The 19,417-nt window shown below is 45.7% G+C and carries 15 protein-coding genes; 8 read left to right on the top strand and 7 right to left on the bottom strand.

The features are described from left to right. Window positions 1-1,616 precede the first annotated feature (1,616 nt). On the bottom strand, window positions 1,617-3,314 hold the full coding sequence (locus IEV97_RS17545) for a GNAT family N-acetyltransferase (protein WP_188502781.1): 1,698 nt from the start codon (window positions 3,312-3,314) through the stop codon (window positions 1,617-1,619). A 425-nt stretch (window positions 3,315-3,739) separates the two neighbouring features. Between IEV97_RS17545 and IEV97_RS17540 the strand changes: the two genes are divergently transcribed. The 4 genes from IEV97_RS17540 (at window position 3,740) to asnB (ending at window position 7,832) form a co-directional block, all read left to right on the top strand. Then, window positions 3,740-4,873, top strand: a complete 1,134-nt coding sequence (locus IEV97_RS17540; RefSeq protein ID WP_188502780.1) for a glycosyltransferase family 4 protein — start codon at window positions 3,740-3,742, stop codon at window positions 4,871-4,873. Window positions 4,874-4,924: 51 nt separating this feature from the next. Beyond that, window positions 4,925-5,368 (top strand): oligosaccharide biosynthesis protein Alg14, encoded by a 444-nt coding sequence (locus IEV97_RS17535; RefSeq protein WP_188502779.1) that lies wholly within the window; start codon window positions 4,925-4,927, stop codon window positions 5,366-5,368. Continuing rightward, window positions 5,365-5,847, top strand: a complete 483-nt coding sequence (locus IEV97_RS17530; protein ID WP_188502778.1) for a glycosyltransferase — start codon at window positions 5,365-5,367, stop codon at window positions 5,845-5,847. The genes IEV97_RS17535 and IEV97_RS17530 overlap by 4 nt, the downstream gene beginning before the upstream one ends. Before the next feature lie 95 nt (window positions 5,848-5,942). After that, window positions 5,943-7,832: an asparagine synthase (glutamine-hydrolyzing) gene (gene asnB / locus IEV97_RS17525; protein ID WP_188502777.1), complete on the top strand. Its 1,890-nt coding sequence runs from the start codon at window positions 5,943-5,945 to the stop codon at window positions 7,830-7,832. 274 nt (window positions 7,833-8,106) lie between these two features. Here the strand turns inward: asnB and IEV97_RS17520 are convergent, their stop codons facing one another. Then, a complete protein-coding gene (locus IEV97_RS17520) occupies window positions 8,107-9,645 on the bottom strand; it encodes an N-acyl-D-amino-acid deacylase family protein (RefSeq protein WP_188502776.1) in 1,539 nt (512 codons plus the stop codon). Window positions 9,646-9,945: 300 nt separating this feature from the next. Between IEV97_RS17520 and IEV97_RS17515 the strand changes: the two genes are divergently transcribed. Together IEV97_RS17515 and IEV97_RS17510 are read left to right on the top strand one after the other, a co-directional pair. Further along, window positions 9,946-10,518, top strand: coding sequence for a YMGG-like glycine zipper-containing protein (locus tag IEV97_RS17515; RefSeq protein ID WP_188502775.1), 573 nt, complete (start codon window positions 9,946-9,948; stop codon window positions 10,516-10,518). A gap of 109 nt (window positions 10,519-10,627) precedes the next feature. Next, complete coding sequence (locus IEV97_RS17510; RefSeq protein ID WP_188502774.1) at window positions 10,628-11,086, top strand: YybH family protein; 459 nt, start codon at window positions 10,628-10,630, stop codon at window positions 11,084-11,086. Window positions 11,087-11,161: 75 nt separating this feature from the next. Here the strand turns inward: IEV97_RS17510 and IEV97_RS17505 are convergent, their stop codons facing one another. The 5 genes from IEV97_RS17505 to IEV97_RS17485 all read right to left on the bottom strand — a co-directional run bounded on the left by IEV97_RS17505 (window position 11,162) and on the right by IEV97_RS17485 (window position 16,772). After that, entirely contained in the window at window positions 11,162-12,394 is a 1,233-nt protein-coding gene (locus IEV97_RS17505; protein WP_188502773.1) for a spore maturation protein, read from the bottom strand. Between the two features lie 93 nt (window positions 12,395-12,487). Continuing rightward, the gene (locus IEV97_RS17500) at window positions 12,488-13,939 is read right to left on the bottom strand and encodes a M14 family metallopeptidase (protein WP_229734020.1); all 1,452 of its coding nucleotides are present in this window, start codon (window positions 13,937-13,939) and stop codon (window positions 12,488-12,490) included. Between the two features lie 94 nt (window positions 13,940-14,033). Beyond that, window positions 14,034-14,468, bottom strand: coding sequence for a hypothetical protein (locus IEV97_RS17495; protein WP_229734019.1), 435 nt, complete (start codon window positions 14,466-14,468; stop codon window positions 14,034-14,036). A gap of 151 nt (window positions 14,469-14,619) precedes the next feature. Then, window positions 14,620-15,186, bottom strand: coding sequence for an SAM-dependent methyltransferase (locus IEV97_RS17490; protein WP_188502772.1), 567 nt, complete (start codon window positions 15,184-15,186; stop codon window positions 14,620-14,622). A 170-nt stretch (window positions 15,187-15,356) separates the two neighbouring features. After that, window positions 15,357-16,772, bottom strand: a complete 1,416-nt coding sequence (locus tag IEV97_RS17485; RefSeq protein WP_188502771.1) for an APC family permease — start codon at window positions 16,770-16,772, stop codon at window positions 15,357-15,359. Window positions 16,773-17,033: 261 nt separating this feature from the next. On the opposite strand from IEV97_RS17485, the gene IEV97_RS17480 reads away from it, so the two are divergent. Both IEV97_RS17480 and IEV97_RS17475 read left to right on the top strand, forming a co-directional pair. Next, a complete protein-coding gene (locus tag IEV97_RS17480) occupies window positions 17,034-18,515 on the top strand; it encodes a trypsin-like peptidase domain-containing protein (protein ID WP_188502770.1) in 1,482 nt (493 codons plus the stop codon). Between the two features lie 16 nt (window positions 18,516-18,531). Beyond that, window positions 18,532-19,269 carry a DUF72 domain-containing protein gene (locus IEV97_RS17475; RefSeq protein WP_188502769.1) on the top strand — a complete coding sequence of 246 codons (738 nt, stop codon included), beginning with the start codon at window positions 18,532-18,534 and terminating at the stop codon, window positions 19,267-19,269. Window positions 19,270-19,417 lie beyond the last annotated feature (148 nt).

The following is a 19,417-nucleotide window of genomic DNA, read 5'->3' as shown; positions in this document are numbered from 1 at the left end:
GAGCTGCCCTCAAAGAGGTTCTCCCAGCGGATGCTGGCCGAGGTAGCATCACCAGTTGCGCTCGTCTCCATAGTGGTAGAAGGTGCTGCTTCCTCTAATTCTTTTTTGTCGCAAGAAATAGCTATCGACCCTAACAATAGGGGAGTTAGCAGATAACGGAATTTGGAATTCATAAAACTTGGCTAAAGTTGAAAAAAAAACTAATTAATGTTCACGTATAGATTTTGTCATCTTTAATGTATTAGTTATAAAATATATTTAAAAAAGTTTATATCTGCTGATTCTTACCTCTATTAATTAAGTGCAAAACTTATTTAAAGTGTATTGTTTCACTCAACCTTTTGTCTTGGTTTTCGTAGCTAATACGTTTGCAAAACTATGCAAAAATTAGAGTTTGCAAGAGGTATAGGTTTATATCTGAAAAATTTCATAATATTTATTTGTTTAATGTCTGAAATGGTGGGCGTTAAGTTATTTATGTTCTATGTTAGGGCAAATGTTGGTTATATATTTTACTTTATTTTAGGCTGTATTATGTAAGGTCGATTTAAGTGACAGATATATGTAGCTGAGTGAGTGATTATAAATAAGCTGTGGATGGAATTCTTGGTGAGCAAATTTGATGATTATAAACATCATCAGACCTTAAGGGTAGTGTATGCACATTTTTGGAATAATTAAAATTAAGCCTGTGTTACTTAGTTCATTTTGATACTTATGAGCATTATAAAGTACTATTTATATTATCTGGTGTTATGAGCGTTGATATTATTTTTAAAAAAATAAGCATTTTTCATAATTTGTTCGTATGGCTATAGTCCTAGTTTTTCGTTTAATCTGTTGACTTTTTTAGCTATTTGAGATGGGTGATTTAGATTTTGGTAATTGTGATATTCCAGCAGCCGCTTTTGTGCGGCCTGACTTTCGCTTAATTGCTATAATAAAAGTTGGCATGGAGCAATGATTCAGGCTCATAGCTTTCTAAGAAGCTGAAAGTTAATAGCATATCGGATCAAAGATTTTTGTTTTGGATTACCTAAGGTGTTAAGTGGAAAAGTGAGCAGAGGACCAAACATAAGACCCACTCGTTACTGTTATAGTTGACTGCCTCGGGTAAGCGTATTTTAATTGAAGGGGTAAGTTAGAGGATATTATAGGCCATAGATATCTTGTTTCTTCAACTTAGAGTAGTTGCTATGGTCTATTTTAATAGAAAGATTATAGTGGTGAATTTATGGTTTAGTGAACTTCTGAGAGATAAACTTAAGAATTAAGGATTTTAGACGATTGTTTCACATAAAAAAGCAGAGGCAAGCGCAATTTGAGGATAGCTATGTAGTTTGATGCTACAAGTAAAAATGTAATGCCAAGGCTTTGGACTTCTTGTTATAAAGCTTCTGAGCAGCGTTGATTGGAACAGATAAGTTCTAAACTATTTGGTTTAGATTCTGAAGCTTGGATGAACACTGCGATATGGCATTTTTCAGGTAAGGAGTGAGGTGAGGCGGGTTTTTGATATTTAGTTACATCATCTTGTAGCACAAGGGAAAGAAAGAGATGTAAAAGCTTGGCTGCTTGATTTTATTTGAAATGGTAATATTAACTACTCAGGCCTTTTAGAGTTTATGAGTTGAAATAAAAGAACTTATGTTAAGATACTGAAGAAGAGATTTATTTCTGTCTTCAACTAAGAAGATTATACTCTGCCCCAAATAATGTTTATCATTGGTTGCTAAAGCGATAGAAGTCAGGATATTGTGTATCTGTTTAATGTGGTTTGGGTGGATGTATACTAGCCTCAACACAAATGTAGAATCTTTCAAACTTTTATGTAATCCTTTGTAATTAATTAACGGGTTGTGCCAGACACAACAGACTAGCTCGCCAGAATATGTAATACTGTAAACGTGTTCTCCGGATTCAAATCTTTTCATTGCATCCTCTAGAAAGTCCCAACGGGTGGACAAGCCTTGTTGTGGATTATAAGAAAGGAGGCTTTTTATATTGTTTACATTTAAACTATAACTGTAGTCTATTGGGTCACCCATAATATGCTCGTAGATTCCTAAACGTTTAGGAACTCCGAAAATGAGATAGTTAAAAGATACGCTTCCTGCCTTTAAACCAAGTCTGGACAAGAGTATTACACGTTGTTTAAATTTAATACCTTTATACTTTAAATGTCTAGGTGTTATTCCTTTTTCTCTTAGTTTTGATTTCAGCACTTTAAATACTGGATCAATGATGGCCTTCTTAACTTTAGTTTTAAATGCGCTAGAAATTCGGAGAGTGTGTACTTGGTCTTTTGAGGTAGCGAGTCGCTCTTTATAAGAATCTCCACCAGGTGTTAGGTCAAAAATGTGCATACCCTCTTCTGTTAGTAATTGTCCTAGCATTATAAAGTTTATCAGACCGGGAGAGTACCTAGCGTAAATGGGAGAGTGGGTATTTAAACTTGCTAAGTGTGCCCATTTTTTCCCTGTTGGAGCTGCAATAGAGGCAATAATTTTATCATCAAGCCATAAGATAGTGGTATGTAGTATGCCCTCTCTAAATAACTCGATTAAGAACTGCTTGCCTCGAGGATCAGTCTCGAACTGAAAAAAATTAAACTTTGCACCTTTACGGAATTCACTATGTACAATCAGCTCATCGATTAGGGAGGAAAATCTTTCTAGATCAGTTACTTTCTCAAACACCACATTTCCTAGTCGCTTTAATCTATTGGTCTTCTCTCTAAACTGTTTCTTTCTGAAAACATTAGATATAGCAGGGTTGGAAAGATCCATTAGAGGCCTAGTTAGTGACTCGAGGATGCAGTGTTGCTTCCACTTCTCATTTACTCTGACCCAGTCTAAGGGGGTTTGAGGTGGAATATTAATGAATCTAATATCATCCTTTGGGTACTCATTCTGCAACTCTATTAAAGCTTCATTTATGAAAGACTCCCCCATAGCAGGTGTTGCTAACCAAGTCTGGTACTCTGCTGCATCTAGTCCAGCAAACTTAATTCCTTTACTCGATTTATTCTTAGTTAGTGTTAATAACCCGACAAGTTTCCCGTCAAACTCTGCTCTTACCATAATTGAGATAAAATCTTTGCAGTATAAACGATACCAAGAGGCTACGAACTCCTTGCTTTGAAAGACTGTACCCCATGGGCATTCTTTATATAAAATGTCCCAAGAGCTGAGGAATTCAGGATCATTTAAAAGGTTCAGCGACTTTTCTCCAGTCGTTAACTTCAGACTCATGCTAGGTTGTACGACTGCTGCTTTTGGAAGCATATCAGTTGAAAGATAAGTAATACTCATGTTGCCTTTCAGATCGGTGTAGTGGTAGTTAACCATCTACGTTATCTGAATGCCTAAGTTGAATTATATCAATTTTAAGTTATGTAAAAGCGATTATAATTCATTTACTCTTATTGTGATACTTTAAAAAAATTTAAACATAATTCCAACCTTATATCAAATCATGATTAGTATTGTATAAAAAAATATTGATAAAGCAAAACTTAAATTCGTAGTTTAAGTAAAGTTGTAGTAGACCCCATTGGCCAGTTATTGTATAGTTAGGCCTTAATTAGTATTCTTTTCCTTGCATTTTAGGAATAAGCATAATGAAATGGGGAAAATTGACGAAGCTTTATCTAAGAACAGCAGTAGTATTTAAATAAATATTTAATACGAATATTCTGCTTTGCATAAAAGTTGATAAACAGCTTATAGGTTATGGTATGTCTACATTGAAAATTTTAGTGGTTGGTCCTAGTATTGAACGGACTAAAGGAGGAATGTCTACTGTTATAAATAATATTTTACATTTTAAATCAGAGGACCATAACGTTGAATTGCAGCATTTAGTAACACATGTGGAAGGAAGGACAATTGAAAAGTTGCGGGTGGTGGCTAAGGCTTTACTCAGTATGATTCAGGCAAAATTTGACATAATGCACATTCATGTTGCCTCAGATATAAGTATTTTCCGAAAGAGCCTTTTCGTATACCTGTGCTTGGTTCTAAATAAGCCTATAATCATGCACATTCATGGGGGAGATTTTGATACATATTACCAAAGAGCATCCCCAATAGTAAAGTATTATATAGGTAAGACCTTGCTAAGGTGTCATAAAATAATTGTTCTTTCACAATATTATAAATCCTTTCTGGACGCACATATTAAAGGTTGCAATATTGAGGTGCTCTATAATGGGGTATGCATGCGAAAACTTAAAGATTGTCAAACAGCCCCTTTTAACTTGAATGGCTTCCTATTTCTTGGTAAGCTATGTAAGCTTAAGGGGGTTTATGACTTGCTTGAAGCAATAGATATCTTGGTTAATAAATATAACCAAGGGCATCTAAGATTTTTGATAGCCGGACAAGGCGACACAGAACAAGTAAGAAGCATAATTGACCAGAAAAAATTATCGACTAATGTACAACTTCTAGGCTGGATTAATGACAAGGAAAAGCTCGAGTGGCTAAGGCAGGTAGACAGTGTAGTTTTGCCATCTTATGTAGAAGCCCTTCCGATGTCTATCATAGAAGCAATGGGAGCAGGTAAAGTAATAATAAGCACTAGAGTTGGAGGAATTCCTGAACTAGTGAAGCAGGACAATGGATTTTTAATAAATCCAGGCGATATCGATAGCTTGTGTAACCACATCCTGTATGTTATTTCGCATCCTGAACAAGTTGTTACTATCTCGAATAATAATATCAATAAGACAGACGAACTATACAATCTTGATAAAATAAATGCTCGTCTGTTTGATATCTACTTCGAAATAGCTGGAAGAAGGAAGAATTGGGAGTACAATGTAAAAACGCCCTTTAAATTAAAATCACAGCCCATAAACCACTTCTGATAAGTTAAGAATGAAGAATTATGCTTCTAATTAAACTTAAGTACTAATAATATGAAGGTATTAGCTATAGCATCAGCCGGAGGGCATTGGATACAGTTATTGCGTTTAATGCCGGCTTTTGAGGATAATGAAGTGATATTTATATCCACTCATAAGAGCTTTTCTGACACGGTTAAGGGGCATGATTTTTTTGTCGTACCCGACGCAAGCAGATGGAATAAACTCAGGCTTATCTATATGGGTTTTGTCATGCTCAAGCTCTTGTTGAGAATAAAGCCTGATGTTGTAATAACCACCGGCGCTGCACCTGGTCTGATGGGTATACTTGCCGGCAAAATATTGGGAGCTAGGGCTGTCTGGATAGATAGCATCGCAAACGTAGAACAGATCTCCCTTAGTGGGCGAATAGCTCTGCTGTTTGCAGACAGAACTTATACTCAATGGCCAAACTTGGCTTCTAATAAAGTTTATTTTAATGGAAACGTATTATCATGATCTTTGTAACTACAGGGACACAAGAACCCTTCGACCGCCTTCTGAGAGTGGTAGATGTAATTGCGCTAAAAATACCTGATATCAAAATAGTTGCTCAAACATCAAAGTCCCAATATAAAGTAGCGAATATATACCTTCATGATTTTTTATCTCCTGTTGAGTTTAACACTCTTTTCGATAAAGCGCAGCTTATAGTAGCTCATGCTGGTATGGGAACGATTATATCTGCATTGGTTCACAACAAGCCGATTTTAGTACTCCCAAGACTCGCTAAATACGGAGAACATAGAAATGATCACCAGCTTGCCACAGCAAAAGCGTTTGAAAAGCTACAATATTTGCATGTTGCCTACAGCGAGGAAGAACTCGAGTCAAAAATATTACCTCTAATAAAAGGTCATATGAGCTGTAATCACAAAATTGGGAAGTATGCATCTCAGCAATTGATAGCTTCACTTAAGAATTTTATAACTGCTTAATTTAAATTTTGCAGAATTATAAAGTGGAGAAGATATAATATCCCACAGTGGTAGTATTGATTTAATTAATTTTTTTACACTAAACTTATTATTCTATGTGCGGAATTGCAGGAAGCATAAACTGTGTATTAACTGAGCGAGATATTAATCAAATTAGCCATCGCGGCCCCGATGCTCAGGCTATTGTCGAAATGCCTCTTGGGGCCAATAAGGTATACTTGGGCCATACTAGGCTTTCAATCATTGAGCTCTCAGAAGCCGGTAGTCAGCCTATGTTTACAACTTGTGGCAATTATTGTATCGTCTTTAACGGGGAAATTTACAATCATCTTGAGTTAAGGAAAAAGTTAAAAGGCATAAACTTCGTAGGGCATTCTGATACAGAGACTATTTTATACTACTTAAGAGAATATGGGATTGAAGCTGTAAAAGATTTTAACGGCATATTTGCTTTTGCTTTTATCGATAAGAAGCAAGAGAAGCTATACCTGGTACGAGATGTGTTCGGTGTCAAGCCACTATATTATTACACAAATGGCGACAAGTTGATTTTTGCATCTGAAATTAAAATCATTAAAAATAATTCTTCTTATAGTAAAGAGTTAGATTTAACTGCTTTAAATACTTTTCTGACATTTAGGTATAATCCTTCACCACAAACCCTTTTTAGTGGTATCAATAAGTTAGAAGCAGCATCGTATTTGGAATTCACTTCATCAAGTAAATCTAAATTATACTGTTACTGGTCAACGCCACAAAAAATAAATTTCAAAGTCACTGAACAAGAGGCGGTTGCCGAATATAAACGATTGTTGGAGCAATCGATAAAACGTCAGTTGCTAAGCGATGTGCCAGTTGGCTTATTCCTAAGCGGAGGGCTTGACTCTGCTGTTTTAGGCCATTTGATGTCTAAGCACTGCGAGTATACATTGAAAACTTTTACTGTAGGGTTCCACGGCAAAGGGAATTACAATGAGTTAGATGATGCCCGTGAAACAGCTCGTCTCCTTCAGTCAGATCATTATGATCTGTTCATGAACAGAGAGCAGTATATGAATTTCTTCTATAATTCATTCTTCCATACAGAGGAGCCTATCGCTGAGCCTACGATACCGGCTTTATATTACGTCTCTCAGCTAGCTTCTAGACATGTAAAGGTAGTGCTAAGTGGCCAGGGGGCGGATGAGCCTATGGCAGGATATAATAGGTACAAGGGAGAGAAGATACTCGCTAAATATCAGAAATTACTGTCTTTACTTCCTCTCTCTTTATTATCACGTGTTTTTCCAAATAACAGTTCGATTGACAGGGGGATTTATTCATCTAAATTTAAAGATGAGCTCGAGAGGTTCATAGGTATTTATACTTTGTTTACACCTAAAATGAAAGAGGGGTTGTATAAAAACGGATTATCCGATCTGATCAACGATAAGCAAAAATCTTTTTTTGCTAGGCATTACAACCTAGCTGATAATGCGGGAGGATCTTTGTCCAAATTACTTTATGTAGATCTAAGAACTATGCTTCCTGACAATCTGCTGCTTTTCAACGATAAAATGACGATGGCAAACTCAATAGAAAACAGAGTGCCATACTTAGATATTGATCTCATTAACTTTGTAGAAAGCTTACCAATTAATCTTAAGCTTAACGGACTAGTAGGAAAATATATTCATCGTAAGGCGGCAGAAGACTGGCTGCCTAAGTCAATTATTAATAGAAAAAAAAGAGGGTTTGAAACACCTGTGGGGGAATGGTTTGAGAAGGACCTTGCAAATTCTCTGATTGATTTAGTCGATAGCTCCAATTCCTTTAGTAACAGTTATTTTGATATCAATTTTATAAAAGGAATGATACATCAACATAAGTCCAAAAAGAAAGATTATCAACGTCATTTATTTATTCTTCTTTCATTGGAATTGTGGTTTAAGAATTTTTACCAGATTGAGACAAAAGAGTTAGCACCTTCTGTAGTTACAGCATGAAAGTTTGCCTAATGTTGATTATTTACATATTAAAAGTAATGCAAGTCCTACAGATTGGAAGACTTGCAAGTAAGTAAGGAGACCATATTCAGCAATTATACATTAATATAGAATAATGTTTCTTCCAAGTTAGTTTACTATTATCAATCTATTCTAAATATAAGTAATAGCTTTACAATCACTCGACACCATTATAGTATTACCGTCTATGTTCCATCATCTCTGTGTAAAACTGAGCCTGCGTAATTAGTGTCTGATTTCTTACAGTTAAATACTATTTCTGCAGGATTTTCCCGGTTTTAAGTGCAAGCCTTCCTTCTTCCCTCACCACAAACCCATTCACCAACACATACCTAAATCCCGTAGCTTCCTGATGCGGATTCTCATAAGTGGCATTCTCACGCACTTCTTCTGGTTTAAACAGTAGCAGATCGGCTTTATACCCTTGCTTCACAAGACCCCGGTTATGCAAACCAATGGTTTTGGCGGACAATCCCGTCATTTTATGGATAGCTTCCTCCAGGGAGAGCAGCTGCTTCTGTATTACATAAGTCTCTAGCACTCTGGCAAAGGTTCCGAAGCTTCTGGGGTGGCGCATCGAAGGGCTGCCATCACTGCAGACCATGACGTGCTTATCTTTCAAAAATGTTTCCTGAAGGGCTTCGTCCATGATAAAGTAAGCGCCGTCGGCACCGTAAGGGCCAATATCTTCCATTAAAGCTAACTCAAAAGGTTTGTTTACCTCTTTGGCCACTTGCTCAAGGGTTTTGCCTTTGTAAGGACCGGAACCGATCAGCGTTGCTTCCGGACCGTTGCGCAGTGTGATCTTGTTCCGCAGGAAGGTGGCCAGTTCCTGGCGGCGATTCTTCAGCACTTCCTGGTAATCATAAGGTTTCTTGGCCCAGTCCGGGAATAGGATGGCGATGCCGGTATAGCTCGCGGTATAGGGGTAAAAGTCAGCGGTCACCTGTATACCTTGCTGACGGGCGGAATCCAGTAACTGCAGTACGCGGTTGGCGCGCGCCTCGCCTTTACCATATACCACTTTAATATGCGACACATGCACCGGACAGTACTTGCCCTGCTCCAAGAGTTCCCGGATCGAGGTTTCAACGTAGGCGTCATCTTCGTTACGCATGTGACTCATGATGATGCCTCCTTTTTTTCCTACAATCTCAGCAAGTCTGTTTAACTCGTCGCGACGGGCATAGTAACCCGGGTTATACTCCAAACCTGTGGTCAGGCCGAAACAGCCGGCATCAAGCGCTTCGGTGAGGAGCTTTTCCATTTTCGCCATACCTGGCGCCGAAGGGATGGAGTCGTAGGCTATACCTGACAACATACGGAGCGTGTTGTGCCCGGCAAACATGGCTACGTTGACACCTAACTCTTTGCTTTCCACTTCCTGCATCCACTCTTTTATGTTTTCGCGTTCCGGGCTGAAACCATCCTGGCCCAGGCAAATCGTGGTTACACCCATCGAAAGGAAGTTGGAGAAATCAGGAGTCTCAAGTGGATCGCCGTGGGCGTGCGTGTCAATAAAACCTGGTGTCAGGTATAGTCCGGAGGCGTTGATGGTGCGGTTTGCGATATAGGTGTTGGTAGTATCGGTGTCGATCAGTGCAATGGAATCGCCGTTGACCAGCACATGCGCCGCGAAAGCGGCCTTGCCAGAGCCGTCTACGACCATGGCATTGCGGATCAGCAACTCGTATCGTGTTTGATCACTGGCAACCTGCTGGCAGGAGGCAAAGACAAGTGTAGTAATTACAATTTTGAAAAGTAGAGCGGCGCAACGAAACAGTTTTTCCATTCTTAAAGATAATTTATTAGGCCTAAAAAGCAATGCATACCTGGTGCTGCTTGCACTTTATACCCGGCAAAAGCTGTTGCCTAAGAATTTTTTTTATGCATAAATAAAAATTTATTAACAAATGACATATGGGCATTATTAGTCTATATATCAATTAGTTATATGATGGCTCAGCGGTGTTTGCCATTCTCTTGGAGACTTATTTTGGAGCGTGGGTAGCTAGTTTTTTATTGCACTGGCACGCAACTTGTAATTACCCTGTCAACAGAGTTTAATGTTTCTAACAAAACTGAAAGAGTTATGAAAAAGGTAAGCTATATCATGAGCCTGGCACTGATGGCATCAGTAGCTTTTGGCGGATCAGCTGAGGCGCAGGAAAAAAGAACTGGTTGGAGCCCACAGGCAAAAGGTGCAGTGATCGGTGCCGGTACAGGCGCCGCAGCAGGTGCCATAATACATAAGCGTAACCGTGTAGTAGGTGGTGTTGTAGGTGGTGTAGCTGGTGGCGCCGTAGGCTACGGTGTAGGAAAGGTTATTGACAACAAGCAGAAGCGCGAGGCGGAAGAGGCCCGTATAGCTGCCGCCGAGAGAGCGGCCGCAGCCCAGCGCGTAGCAGCTGCAGAACGAGCGGCGGCTAACAGAGCAACAGTTGCCAAGAGCACTCCGGCTCCGGCTAAAAGAACCCCGGCTCCGCAGTCAAGTTTAGTAGCGACTCCAGCTGAGACAGCAGCAGCCAACTCATTGGCTATGATGTATGCCTCAGAAGAGGGACCAACTCCACAGATGGTATACGCCAATTTCCTGCCTAATCCAGATTATGGTGATCGCAGCAAGCCATACTCTACTTCTGAGGTTCGCAGAAAGAGTTGGTAACACATTTACCCTTTACCTTCTCCCGGCCCGGTGCCGGGAGAAGGTATAAACCCTCCGACGCGGTTTTCACGTATTGCGTCGAGGTTCACTCACTTAAATTCTAGAAATCATGAAAAACATACTTTACACCTTCCTAGCCTTGTTCCTGTTGGCTTCCTGTGCGAAGTCGGAGGGCGAGTCGGTAGATGTACGCGGACTTAACCAGGAGTTTATCAGTGCCTGGAATGCGCGTGACTCTGACAAAGTAATCTCGATGATGGCCGAGGACGTGCAGTTTCTGCAGGGCGAGGTAATCTACAGAGGCAAATCTGAAGTGTCGGATAAATGGGTGCGCGAGACTATGGGCACCATTGCCGACCTGAAAACCTACCCGGTAAGCTCCGGCGCCGATACTGAGATTGCCTACGAAGCGGGCACGTTTTCAGTAGACGTGCTGCCTGCCAGTCCCGGCGAGCCACGCGGATTAGGCGAGGGCAACTTTGTGCTGCTCTGGAAAAAAGCAGAGGACGGTAACTGGAAATTAAGCTACGCACAGTTGGAAGGTCATCCGGTAGTAGTCCGAAATTAAATCAGAAGAAATGAATTAACGAAAAGCGGCTGATCCCAACAGATCAGCCGCTTTTTTTATAGGTATAGGCAGGTTCTAGTGGAAGAACAGGTAAGCGATGAAGATGGCAGCAATAGCGCCGGCCAAATCTGCCAGCAAGCCACAGGTAAGGGCATAGCGGGAGCGCTTGATGCCAACAGAGCCAAAGTATACCGCCAGCACATAAAAAGTCGTTTCGGTTGAGCCCTGGAATACCGAAGCCATGCGCCCTACAAATGAATCCACGCCATAGGTCGTCATGGCTTCCACCATCAGGCCACGGGCACCGCTACCGCTCAGGGGTTTCATGAAAGCAACCGGCAGGGCAGGCACAAAGTCTGTATTCACACCCGTCAGGGCAATCAGGTAGCCTATACCGTCCACGATCATGTCCAGAGCACCCGAGGTGCGGAACACGCCGATTGCCACCAGAATGGCCACCAGATAAGGTATGATCGTGATCGCTACCGAGAAGCCCTCTTTGGCACCCTCAATAAAAGCTTCGTACACATTCACTTTCCGGATAAGCGCCAGCCCCACAAACGAAATGATGATCGAGAACAGGATGACATTACTCGCCACCTGTGAGATGACACTTACCTGTTCCTGCGAGATCGTGCTGAAATAGTAGATAAGCCCCACGATTAGTAGCAACAGGGTGCCGATGTAAGCCAGTATGACGGGGTTGAACAGGTTGATACGCTGGTACAGCGCCACAGCAATCAAACCCACCGTAGTGGAGAAAAAAGTGGCCAGCAGGATAGGTATAAAAATATCAGAAGGATCGGCGGCCCCAAGTTGCGCCCGGAACACCATAATGCTGATCGGTATAATGGTGAGGCCGGAGGTATTGAGCACCAGGAACATGATCTGGGGGTTAGAAGCGCGGTCTTTGATCGGGTTGAGCTCCTGCATTTCCTTCATCGCCTTCAGGCCCAGCGGTGTGGCGGCATTGTCGAGCCCCAGCATGTTAGCCGAAAAGTTCATCAGGATGGAGCCAAACACAGGGTGGTTTTTCGGGATCTCCGGGAAGAGGCGGTTGAAGAAAGGCGCCACCAACCGGGAGAAAATGGCAATGATGCCGCCGCGCTCTCCGACTTTCATCAGTCCCAGCCATAGTGTCATCACACCAGTGAGGCCGAGTGAGATCTCAAAGCCGAGCTTGGCGTTGTCGAAGGTGCTGGTGACGAGTTTCTGGAAGATCTCTACATCGCGAAACACGATGAGCTGGAACAAAGCAATAGCAAAGGCGATCAAGAAGAAGGCCGCCCACAGATAATTTAATACCATGAAGCAAAAGGTTGGTCAGGAATCAGTCTGTAAGTTACAAACTGATTCCAATTCCGGGCAGGGTTTGTCTGACAAATTTATTCGAACGCAGGTTTAGTGTAGCAGGCCATGGTATGGATTGGGCCGATTGCCTTGCAGGTCGTACAGGAAACCGTTCAGAATGACATACCTTGCCTGACCGTCTTCAGCTTTCAGGATAAAGTTGGCTGGCTCCTCGAGTGCAAGCTGGTGATTGATGCTGCTGGCTATACCAGCCACGTTGAGCGGGAGCGAGGTCGGGTCGGGCAGCACGCCGGGCAGGTGACGAACCCGGATGGTAGTATAACCTTTTCTGAGCAGTTCGCTGCTGAGTTCCTCCGTCAAGTCATCCAGACTTTCAACAGGCTGTTCGTATACCTTGCCCGGCACGAGGGTAAGGCCAGTCGCATCAAGTTCTTCGTAGCCATGGAACACACTCATATCGCCGATCTCCTCAACCGCACTGCTATGATAAAAGCCGAGGTGATTGGGAGCGTCCACTTCCAGGCGGTTTATGCCGATGTCCAGTATGGTATCGCGGTTGTTTTCGGTATAGCGGACGTGGCGTAGCACGAGGTCATAGAGGTGCCGCTGGTTCTCAGGTATACAGTGGTACCCTTCCAACCCGAATGCTTTATAGGCCTCCTCAGCGATCAGGTATAGTCCCGAGAGGATGGCCGTGAAGTTTAGCTGGCGGATGTGCTGTTTCTCCGGGTCGCCGTGCTGCCCACCAGACTCCACCAAAATCACGCTGGTGCCCCATTTCTGGATGTTGTCCCCAAAAGCCCGTGGCTCGTGCTCGTCATTGAACTTGGCCACCTGCCCAGGTATAAACTGCTGCAGCACATGGTCCATACCGGCTATGTTACGCATGGCCCGCTCGCGCACTACGTTGATGTTGCGGTCATAATCGTAGGCCGGGGCCAAAAAAGAGATTGTAGCCGGGCGTGCGGTATAGCCGGCGGTATAGTAGCGGCTCTGGTCGTGCAGGTTAAAACCAAAGGTTGGCTCCAATTGGTCACGCAACTGTTTCAGCAAAACTGATTCCGGGCTCTGCAGGCGCAGGGCATCACGGTTCATGTCTATACCCAGTGCGTTGCGGCGGGTATACATTTCGGCGCCGTCCGGGTTGAGCATCGGCACCATGTAAAGCGTCAGGTGCTCGAGAATGTGCTTGCGAACCGGATCCAGCTCGTCGGACTGGCTGAAAAAGTGCAACAGATCGAAGAGCGCCATGGTGGCGGTAGGCTCGTCGCCATGCATCTGCGACCACAGCAGCACCTTGGTTTTGCCGGTACCTGCCTTGATCAGGTAAATCGAACGGCCCTGTACCGAGTGGCCGGCCACCTGCACGTCAAACATAGCCTGCTCCTGCAGCTGCTCCACGAGCGGCACAATATCGCGGTGCCGGAAGCGGCGGTGCCGCAGGGCGGGTTCCTTGTATTTGCAGTGGCTGTTGTACAGTTGCTTGCCTATCTCCTGAATAGCGGCAGGTATGTTTTTGGGGGAAGGTGTTGTATTCATCATGACAATTTGATTGCTCTCTAAAAAAAGCGCCTCCCGCTTCAGGGCTATACCTGAAAGGGGAGGCGCTGCCCGATGGGGCTATACCGTTGACGACTTAGTTAGTCGGCCATGCATTCCACGGAATGCGAACCAGGATCAGGATCAAGGCGATGGTGTAGAAGATGGCGATGCTGCTGAAACGCTTCTTGTCGTCCTGCAGACGCTTGGAACGTGCATACCCCACTGTGATCAGTACCACGGCAATGATCATGGTCAAGGGGTGCTCCAGTATGTACAGCCGGGAAGTAGAGTCCTTCATGAAGCCTTCTGTCGCATTGTTGATTCCCAGAGGGGATACGAAGTAAAGGATCACACCGATCACCCACTGCAAGTGCGCAGGAATAAGTCCCAGAAGGCCTCTTTTTCTGTCTTTGTCTGTAAACGGCTTGTTGCCAGACATACCCATAAAGGCGAAAACAATGCTAACGATAAGACCTAGCAGTACCAGATAGGTCATAAAAGAGTGCAAATGCTGTATTCCTGTATACATTTCAGAGAGTTGGTTTAGTGTCAGCGGTAAATATAGGAATTTTATTATCAAATCGGCTGTCCGATCGCTATTTTAGCAGTCAGCTGACCATGCAAAACAAAGCCCCGTCCATAGAAGTATGGACGGGGCTTTCCTGCATGTATAGCTGTGCTTAGCGGCCTTTGCCAATCTTTTTGCTTTCAGGCACCGTCCACAGGTAGATAGTAGAGCCGTCGATCACCTGTGTCTCTTCCGGCTCCCAGTCGCCCATGTCGAAGGCGTGGGATACGATGCGGGTGCCCGGCTTGAGCTGCTCGAGCAGTACCGGACGCAGCTTCATGTTCACGTTCGGCAACAAGTATAGCGTCACCACGGAGGCTGGTCTGTAATCCACCTTAAACAGGTCCTGCTCTACAAATTTCACCTTGTTGGTGACGCCTGCCTCCCGTGCATTATCGTTGGCTTCTTTAATGCGTTCCGGGTTTATGTCAAAGCCTGTGCCCGTGGCACCGTGCTCTTTCGCAGCCGTGATCACAATACGGCCGTCGCCGCAGCCCAGGTCATATACCACATCATCCTTTGACACCTTCGCCAGTTTCAACATGGCGTCCACCACCTTCTGCGGGGTCGGCACATAAGGCACGTCCAGCTTGGGGGCCGTGGTCGTAGTCTGGGCGAAGGCTGCCGCGGCGAAAAGTGTCAGCACGAGCGTGCAAATCGAATGTCTGATTGATCTCATCTTGTTTTCATTAAGTTAGTAATTCATTTAAGAAAATTATCAGGTATAAGGCGAGCGGTTTTGATTGGCTTGAAGCGCATAGGCTGTATTTACGTGCAGGCGGTAGGAGTAGTTCTTGATTGTGGCATTTTATGTAGATTTTATTAGGATTCATTTAAGCCAAGGAGTCTTCATACTACCGGTTCTTTCTGTTTCTGGATACGAGGTATAGCCAGCAGCACCAACACCCCAACGGCCAAAACGCCTATACCTACCAATGCTCCCATTCCGGTGTACATCAGGCTGGAGTAAAACAGATAAGCGCTTGTGAAGCAGAATATTAGTGGGGTGATCGGGTATAGCGGCACTTTAAACGGCCTCGGGCGGTCCGGCTCCTTGTGGCGCAGCACAAACAGGGCTATACCTACCAGCAGCAGGAAGAACCAGAAAACCGGGGCAGTATACTCCACCATCGTCTCAAAACCGGTGCGGGTGAAAAGCGCCAGTCCGACCAGCGCCAGCGACACAAGCCCCTGCACGACATAGGCATTCACCGGTGAGGAGGCTTTGGTGTTCCACTGGCCCAGGTAACTGAAAATTGAGAAGTCGCGGCCCAGCGCGTAATTGGTGCGGGCCCCGGTCAGGATGGTGGCGTTGACCGAGGTGAGGGCGGCAAGCACCACAATGATGCCGATCAGGATCATGCCAGCGCTCCCGATTGTTACCTGCGCCAGATCGGCGGCAATTGCGTTGGAGGAAGCCATGCCCTCCAGCCCCAGTACATGCAGGTAAGCCAGATTAATCAGGAGGTAGATCAGGGTAATGACGGCAATGCTGGCGACCAGGGCGGTAGCCATGCCCCGGCGTCCGGTTTTGAGCTCTGCCGATATGTAGGCCGCCTCATTCCAGCCACCGAAGGTGAGCAGCACAAACACCATGGCCAGTCCCATAGAGGTGGCGTTGCCTGATGCTGTATTACCCGCTGCCTCCGCTGTTTCCGTAGGTGTGAACAGAAAGGCCGCCACTAAAATGATCAGGATACCCAATACCTCCAGTATGATTAGGAGACGCTGCACACCCGTCCCGAAACTCACGCCTGCAATGTTGATGGCTGTGAGCAAGACAATGACCAGCGCAGCATACAGCACCGACGAAAACTCCCCGAAACTGTAGAACTGAGCCATGTAGTCGCCTATGATAAAGGAAAGCAGCGCAATGGAACCCGTCTGTATCACGCTCATGCGCGCCCAGGCAAACAAAAAGGCCAGCCGCTTGCCGAAAGCTCTTGTCAGGAAGTGATAATCGCCGCCGGCATGCGGAAAGGTGGTAGTAAGTTCAGCATAGCAAAGCGCCCCGATCAGCGAAACCAAACCGCCCAGCAACCAGGTGGTCAGGAACACGGTGCCGCTTTCCACATTGGCTGCCACTAACGAGGGAGTCCTGAAAATGCCCGCGCCCACTACGACACCCACAATCACGGCGATGGCGTCGAACATACTTAAGGCTGGTCTAGGCTCTGATTTCGGCTTTTCTTCAGCCAGTGCGGTGGCCTTTGTACTGGCCAGGGCCGCGTCTGCTGAGGGGTATTCTTCGTTTAGGTTAGGCATAGTTTTACAGCTAGGTATAGGTAGGTATAAGCTTAATCGTATCCGACCCACTGTTTACGGACTGCGACAGGATTTAAGTTGTAAACCATGCGCTTTTTTAAAGAGTACACAATAGCAGGTGCGGGTGCCGGATCGGTTTCAGGTATAGCCCGGCCAATCCTTCACTTAGCTGTTAAATAACACATTATGAACTCAAATCTGCCTTTCAGCCAACCCGGTCGTATGATAATCGGTAAAGCAAATGGTAAAACGTCAATATTTATGGGAAAAGCTGTCGGCACCTTTCTAATTGCCATCCTGTCTGCCGTGCTCGCCATCGTGGGATACAAATTTTTCGAGGGCGATGCGGCGCAGAACGCAAACTCCAACAATAACACTAATGCTGCCGCCCTACCGGCTGTGTCTTCGGCTGATAACCCGGACTTTGTGCCGGCTGCGGCCAGCGTGACGCCTGCCGTGGTGCACATCAAAACCGAGTACGAAGCCGGGCAAACCAGCCGAAACCCGATTTACGAGATGTTCGGGATGCCGCAACAGTACGCCCCTGTGCGTGGCTCGGGTTCGGGGGTGCTGATTTCAAAAGACGGCTACATCGTCACCAACAACCACGTGATAGAAGGGGCATCCGGTATCATAGCGGTGCTGCCTGACCGCCGTTCTTTCCAGGCGAAGCTGATGGGTACAGACCCCAGCACGGACCTGGCTCTGCTGAAAGTGGAGGGAGAAGGCCTGCCGGTGGTGCCGCTGGGTGACTCAGACAAGGTGCAGGTAGGGGAGTGGGTGCTGGCGGTGGGCTATCCGCTTACGCTTAACTCTACCGTCACGGCCGGTATTGTCAGTGCCAAGGGCAGGAGCATCGGCATCCTGAACCGGCCAAGCCAGGGCGGCTACGTCGATCCGGCGCAGGCGGCCAACACTGCCATTGAGTCTTTTATCCAGACGGATGCAGCCATCAATCCGGGCAACTCGGGTGGCGCGCTGGTGAACACTTCCGGCCAACTGGTGGGCATTAACACGGCCATTGCCTCCCAAACGGGCAGCTATGCCGGCTATGGCTTTGCCATACCTGTTAACCTGATGCAGAAAGTAGTGGGCGACATCCGCAAATTCGGACGGGTGCGTCGCGGCTTTCTGGGTGTGAGCTTCCCGGTGCCGGCCGTGGAAGACCAGCTGCTGCGTTCGCGCGGCATCGACCCGGGTAAGGTGAGCGGCGTGTACATCATGGGCGTGCAGCCCGGCAGTGGCGCCGAGAAGGCTGGTCTGAAAGAGGGTGACATCATTCAGGGCATAGATGGTAATAACGTGCTTACATCTGCAGAACTATCTGAGCGCATTGCCCGCTACTATCCCGGCGACAAAGTAGAGCTGGACCTGCTGCGGGATGGCAAGAAACGCAAAGCCACCGTTACTTTACAGGGCGAGGAAGAAGAAACAGTAACCGAAACCGGCGCCAAAGGATTGGAAGCCAGGCTTGGAGCCAGTTTCGCCCCGCTGACCGACCGCATGAAGCAGCAGTATCGCCTGAACGAAGGCGTATACGTCACCAAAGTGGAGCCCGGCGGTTTCTTCGATTCGGCAGGTATACCGGAGGGTACTGTGATCGCGCGCGTGAATGGCCGCCCGGTCAGTAGCCTGGCTGACATCAGCAAATCGCTGGCAGCCTCCCGTAGCGGCATGGTGCGGTTGGATGGCATTACGCCCGACGGCACAGCCTTTGTCTTCAACTTCCCGCTGGGTGCATAGGGAGCAGATAATAGATATGAGCAAACTATACATAGGCACTTCCGGCTGGAGCTACCGCTGGCGGGAAGTGCTCTACCCACCCGAACTGAAGTCAGCGGACTTCCTGAGCCACTATGCCACCCGCTTCAACTGCACGGAGATCAACAGCAGCTTCTACCATTTCACCATGGCCAAAACCATCGAGAAGTGGCTGGCCCAGACGCCGGCCCATTTCAAGTTCGCGCCTAAACTCAACCAGGAGATCACGCACAAACGGAAGTTCCAGGATATAGAGGAGCCGCTGCAGAAGTTCATGTCGCGCTACCAGCTGATGGGTGATCGGCTGGGGCCTGTGCTGGTACAGATTGCGGGCAGTTTCCGTTTCGATAAAGGTATAGCCGGAGATTTCTATCATACCTTGCGCGAGCTCTACCCGGAGCAGCCTTTTGCGCTGGAGGCCCGGCACGTGTCGTGGTTCACCGATGAGTCTTTTGACTTGATGCGCGAGTTCAACATCACCACCGTCATCGCCAGTGCCGGCAAGCGCTTTCCGGGCACTGAGGTCACGACCACCGACACCGCTTACCTGCGGCTGCATGGCGACGAGAAAATGTACGCATCGTCCTACTCCGACGAGAAACTGGAGCGCTACGCCTACATGGTAAAGGATTGGCTGGAAGACGGCAAGGAGGTATGGGTTTTCTTTAACAATACCATCCTGGGCAACGCCGTGCTCAATGCCGACAGATTACGGCAGTTTGTGACCGAGTTGTGATTTCTCACGGAAAGACGATACGCTAATTGTTTAAACTTCAAAGAGTTAGTTTAAGCCGTAACATCTTGAAAATCTAGCCACTAAAAATATATAGCGTTTTCAAAACATTTCAGGTAGAAGTGTGTAATACCTGCGATATAAATAAAGT

It is taken from the genome of Pontibacter amylolyticus (assembly GCF_014638845.1).
Classification (GTDB): Bacteria; Bacteroidota; Bacteroidia; order Cytophagales; family Hymenobacteraceae; genus Pontibacter; species Pontibacter amylolyticus.
This window is presented reverse-complemented; position numbering and strand designations above follow the sequence as displayed.